We start from the raw sequence: 3,894 nt of genomic DNA on the forward strand, positions 1-3,894 counted from the left end.
GGCCGGGATCAACAGGCAGTCGGATGAAATCGAGCCCGGTCTCGCGCAGCCGACGCAGGTCGTCCGGGGTCGGCACCGGCCGTTGCGACTGGAAGGGCGGCCAGTCATAGTCGGTGCGCGGAGCGGGAAATTCGCGCGTCAGCGAGAACCAGGGCCAGGCGTTGACGCCGCGCCGAAATCGCGGCCCGGCGGCTGCGCGAGCGATTGGTGCGACCGGGAGCGAGCCGAGAGCCGCCGCGGTGGACAGCGCCGTCCGCAGCACCCGCCGGCGCGACCAGCCTGTCATACGGTTCCTGGCGATGCATGATCCATCGCGGTGGTCTTGGCGGCGGTCATGCCGAGCAAATGATAGGCCTCATTTTCATAGGCGAGCAGGACATCGTCCCAGCGAAAGGCTTCCTGAGCGCGCGCCCTGGCGGCAACGCCGCAGGCCTTGACCAAGGCGTCATTGTCCAGCGCCTGCTGCATCCGCTTGGCGCAACTGTCCTTGTCGGTGAAGTAGATCGCCGCAGCTCCGGCGGTCCATCTGTTGTAGGGATTGTCGTGGGCGATCACCATGTTGCCGGCCGCCAGCGCCTCGACCAGCGACGGGTTGGTGCCGCCGACCGTGTGGCCATGCAGATAGGAGCGGGCGTGGTATCTGAGCGCCTTGACCGTCGCCTGGTCGTAGATGGCGCCCGGCAGGACCACCGAGCCATTCGCCGCCTTGCGGATGGCGGCATGATAGGGGATGTCGTCGGACAGCGTTCCCAGCACTACCAGCTTCATGTCGCGCTTGGCGGAGCAAAAAGCTTCGACGATTGGCAGGATGTTGTTGTCGGGTTCGATGCGCGCGATCGAGATGAGATAGCGCCCGGGCTCGAGGCCGAGCGCCCGGACCGGCGCCTCGGGCGCCGATGTCACCGGATCGGCGCCATAGGCGATGGTGGCGATGGCGCTGCGCGGCCGGCGCGTCGCCAGGTGATCTGCGATGGCGGGATGATCGGCGACCAGCCGATGCGAGGCCCATGCGCCGATCCATTCGTTGAGCCAGAACCAGGTTCGCGCCGCCATTCCCCATTTTGGGCGGCGCCACTCGATGCCGTCCATGTTGGTGAAGATCTTGCGTCGCTTCAGCCTGAGCCAGGTCAGGAAGACCGCGCCATTGTAGCCGAGCACCAGGCAAACGCCCGGTCGCCGGGCGGCGTCGCGGGCGCATTGCCAGTCGAATTCCAGCGTCGCGCGCGGTCCCTTGGAGGCAACCTGGATGTGAATGAGCTCGATGCCGCGCCAGGTTTCGCTGCGCACCCTCTGGTCGATCCGCTCGACCTCATCCTGGCAATAGACGCCGACTTTCCAACCGCGCCCGACAAGAAACAGCGCCAGTTTTTCGGCAAAGGTTTCAAAGCCGCCATGGGCCGCGGGTATGCCGCGGGTCCCCAGGATCAGAATGGCGGGCGTTTCTGGTTTCATGGCCGGCGGCACTTTCACATGTCTCATACATTAGATATTGCTTAATTTATAATGAGCAGATGGCAACTTCCGTGCCACCTCCCGATTTCGGTATCCTGCGAGGGATCATCGCGCGGGGTTGTAAAAAAACGGTGTTGAAGCCGATGGTTGTTTCATTCTCGGTCAACCCTTCTGTGCGTAGCTGTATCGAAACGAAGCAATGCCTGGGGCGTACGGCCGGCAGTCGGGCGTATCGAACCAGGCATGATTCTTGCGGACGGGCTTCTGCCACAATCGCCCAGCGCGATGGTTGTAGCACCCGGCGGGATATAAAGATGCGGATTGCCTGCGTTCATCAGGGTTATGAACTCTATGGTTCTGACCGCAGCTTTGCGGAGAGCGTTGCCGCGCTGCGCGCCGCGTTTCCGTCGGCCGACATCGAAGTGGTTTTGCCACGTAGCGGGCCGATCGTGCGGATTCTGGAAGCGCATGCCAGCCGGATCGTATTCGAACCGCTGTGGGTGCTGAGGCGCCAGGCCATTGCGCGCCTTGCGACCGTCGAGATGGCGCGATTGCCAATTGCCGTGTTCAGGGCGTGGCGGCGGCTCAAGGATTGCGACCTCGTCTATGTCAACACCTCGATCGTGGCCGACTACGCGCTGGCCGCACGCCTTCTTCCCCAAAAGGCCGTCCTGCACATCCACGAAATCCCCGAAGGCGCCATGCGCAGGATACTCGTCGGCCTGATGCGCTGGAGCCATGCCGATCTGATCTTCAACTCGCGCGCGACGCGCGCCGCTTTCGGCGATCCCAAGACCGCGCGCACGCATGTCGTCTACAACGGCGTTGCCGGGCCGGCGGCGGTCGAACCGACCACCTATGACGGCAAGCGCCCATTGCGGGTGCTGCTGCTCGGCCGCATCAACCGGATCAAGGGGCAGGAAATCCTGCTGGAGGCGATCGCCGCGATGCCGGCAGAACTCCAGTCGAGGATCGAGGTGCGGCTGGTCGGCGGCGCCTTCGAAAGCACCGAGCGCGAGCATGCGCTTGCCGAACTGGTCGAAACCATGGGGCTTACCGGGCGCGTCAGAGTCCTGCCTTTCATTCCCGACCCTTCGGAGCATTATCGATGGGCCGATATCGTCACCGTGCCGTCGCGGCGTCCGGAATCGCTGGGCCGCGTCGCCATCGAGGCGATGGCATACGGCCGGCCGCCGCTTGTGTCGGCGATAGGCGGGCTGGTGGAAGTGGTCAGCGACGGGGAGACCGGCTGGCATGTTCCGCCCGGCGACGCAGCAGCTCTTGGCGCGAAATTGCAGGAGATCATCCTCGCCCCTGAGGCCTGGCGCGGGTTTGTCGCTGCCGGGCGCGCGCGCTACGAGGCAATCTTCAGCGAGCCGGTCGCGGCCGCGGCGATCACCGCGATCGCCGCCGACAAGCTGAAGACGACCATCGCGCGGCCGGGCAGGGTGCCTGCTGCCCGCGAAGCGGAGACGCGGCCGTGAAGCTAGCGTTTCCGAGCCATCTGGTTCGACGCCTCGTGCTGATGATCGGCGGCGAGGCGATGCAGAGCGGCTTTCATTTTGCCCTCAACATCATGCTGTTGCACATGCTGTCGGCGCAGGGCTACGGCCTCTTCGCCATCGGCATGGTGATGGGCGGTGTCGGCCTGTCCTATATCAGGTCGCTCACCGCCGTTCCCGCCAGCATCTGGATGAGCAAGAGCACCAACAGCGCCGGCGTCGATACCTATGACGTGGCGTTCGGAACGGCGGCGCTGATCGTAGCGTTGCTGATGGCCGTCGGCACGGCAGTCCTGATGCATGTCCTTGGCGATCCAAGCGGAATTGCTGCCGGCTGCTTCGTCGGTGCCTGGTCGTTGCGCAGCCATATGCGCACGGCTTCTTCGCACGGCGCCAGCAGGTTGTCGTCTCCGTCAGCGATGGCGCTTTTACAATCGCCGGCTGTGTCCTGACCGGGCTGTCGATCTGGTTGGTCCAAGACCCGCTGCAGACCGTGTTCTATGCACTAGCCGCGGCAAATGTTTTCGGCATTTTCGTCCTGGTCCGGCTGGCTCGGCGCTCGCTTCGCATCAGCTTCCGCATGCCGACCCGGCGACGCTATGTCAGGCTCTGGCCCCAGCTGCGCTGGTCGGCATTCAGCGCCACCACCACCAACATCCAGGGCCAATGTCTGGCGCTGCTGGTCGCCGGCATTGCCGGTCCTGCCGCCTACGCACCGCTGGCGGCGGTTCTGGTGCTGTTTGCCCCGCTGCGCATCATCAGCCTTGCTTTCGTCAACATGACGCAGCCGGATCTCGCCAGGCTGATGCGGAACAATGAAACGGGCCGTGTCTGGACGCAGGCCAAGATCTGGGCACTCGTCATGGGGTTTGGCGGCCTTGCATATGGATGCGCCATCATGTTCGTCCTGCCGATGATAAAATCCCAGGCTCTCCAGGAT

3 protein-coding genes and 2 pseudogenes are annotated in these 3,894 nt (G+C 64.3%); 3 read left to right on the plus strand and 2 right to left on the minus strand.

The genetic code is table 11. From position 1 onward, the window contains the following. A pseudogene (locus tag EN964_RS27910) lies at nucleotides 1–286 on the minus strand (glycosyl hydrolase family 5); the annotation flags it as partial. Then, nucleotides 283–1,452: a DUF1972 domain-containing protein gene (locus EN964_RS27915; protein ID WP_164749030.1), complete on the minus strand. Its 1,170-nt coding sequence runs from the start codon at nucleotides 1,450–1,452 to the stop codon at nucleotides 283–285. The pseudogene EN964_RS27910 and the gene EN964_RS27915, both read right to left, overlap by 4 nt. A gap of 314 nt (nucleotides 1,453–1,766) precedes the next feature. Between EN964_RS27915 and EN964_RS27920 the strand changes: the two genes are divergently transcribed. From EN964_RS27920 to EN964_RS38840, 3 genes and pseudogenes are all read left to right on the plus strand, one after another. Continuing rightward, entirely contained in the window at nucleotides 1,767–2,936 is a 1,170-nt protein-coding gene (locus EN964_RS27920; RefSeq protein ID WP_127271504.1) for a glycosyltransferase, read from the plus strand. Then, nucleotides 2,933–3,406, plus strand: coding sequence for a hypothetical protein (locus EN964_RS38835; protein WP_245490695.1), 474 nt, complete (start codon nucleotides 2,933–2,935; stop codon nucleotides 3,404–3,406). Before EN964_RS27920 ends, EN964_RS38835 begins: the two co-directional genes overlap by 4 nt. A 41-nt stretch (nucleotides 3,407–3,447) precedes the next feature. Continuing rightward, a pseudogene (locus EN964_RS38840) lies at nucleotides 3,448–3,894 on the plus strand (hypothetical protein); the annotation flags it as partial.

This window comes from Mesorhizobium sp. M7A.F.Ca.CA.001.10.2.1 (assembly GCF_003998575.1).
Taxonomy (GTDB): Bacteria; Pseudomonadota; Alphaproteobacteria; order Rhizobiales; family Rhizobiaceae; genus Mesorhizobium.